The sequence below is a fragment of the Pseudoalteromonas sp. 2CM28B genome (genome assembly GCF_023161935.1).
Genome location: NZ_JALNTH010000099.1, coordinates 1 through 1039 on the forward strand (window position 1 = coordinate 1; position 1039 = coordinate 1039).

Below are 1039 nucleotides of genomic sequence, written 5' to 3' on the forward strand. Positions count from 1 at the left end.
GAGCAGGTAGCGGCTCAGTCCAACAAGCGATTATGCAACACAAACAGCGTGTCGCATAAATACTAAAATGTTATGCACCTCTGCGACGCAATCTGTCGCTCAGGTCGCGTAAGCTGAAAGAGCAATGAGCAAAAAGGAAAGGTATGTCAAATTTCGATCAAAATTTTGAAACTGCACGTCTTGCCTCGTTGGCCGAACAACATTCAAACATTGTAAAAGTGACAGGAGAGGTGGTTTTCCGTGCGGAAGATGATGAAGACCGCTTGAGTGGTACTTCTTGGACACTTGAAGAAGATATTTTCGATCAGGTTACGGAGTCTGGTTTTAAGCTACATCTGATTGAGCTTCTCGATGCTTTTATTGCGCACCGAGGCCAATGTAATGAGTTGCCCAAAAAAGAAGGGATAGTTCGTTTTGGTGATGGTGATTTGAGCATTGAGTGGCTGCCTGATGGGTCTACCCATTTATCAGATCATCTGGGTACGGAGTAGTAGGTTTGATTACAAAGCATGACTTGCCATCTTTGGTGACCAAATTTGAGCGCCTACCGGGTCAAATTAATGAGCTTTCAAGGTCCGCTTTTGAAAATGTTTATGGTTCGGAAGTGGCTGCTCAGGCAAAAAACATAGTCTATTTTTTCTTGTCTTCAAAGCCAGTGCCTCGCCTCAATGGAGAGAGTTGCATCCTTTACATAGGCCAAACAAAAACCAGCTTCAAATCCAGATATTTCCGCCATGCAAACCTGCATGCCACATCGAAAGCCAACTCGTTGAAATTTGACATGGTAATAAAAAATTACGGGGCAATAGAAATCGCCTTTTGTGATTACCGCAAGTTTGGCGACACTCTGCTTGGTGCTGAAGGGCAGTTTTTATGGTGGTACTTTCAAAATCACGGTGAGCAAATAAAATAGACACCCATCTTTAATTTTGTACTTTCAAAAAATAAAACAGACACCCATTTTTAATTTTGTACTTTCAATGGTTTCAAACTATGCTTTAGGCAGTATGAATAAATAGGCTGGGTGTTCCATGGCAAT

General features: G+C 42.1%; 2 protein-coding genes. Both read left to right on the forward strand.

What is annotated here, in order from left to right; all coding sequences use genetic code 11:
• Positions 1–143 precede the first annotated feature (143 nt).
• Complete coding sequence (locus tag MTN96_RS36780) at positions 144–491, forward strand: hypothetical protein (RefSeq protein ID WP_248534836.1); 348 nt, start codon at positions 144–146, stop codon at positions 489–491.
• Between the two features lie 5 nt (positions 492–496).
• Positions 497–913, forward strand: a complete 417-nt coding sequence (locus MTN96_RS36785) for a hypothetical protein (RefSeq protein WP_248534838.1) — start codon at positions 497–499, stop codon at positions 911–913.
• The last annotated feature ends 126 nt before the right edge of the window (positions 914–1039 follow it).

What these genes read in the sequence shown, in the direction of transcription:
- MTN96_RS36780 (WP_248534836.1), top strand. Translation starts at nt 144, where the DNA reads ATGTCAAATTTCGATCAAAATTTTGAAACTGCACGTCTTGCCTCGTTG.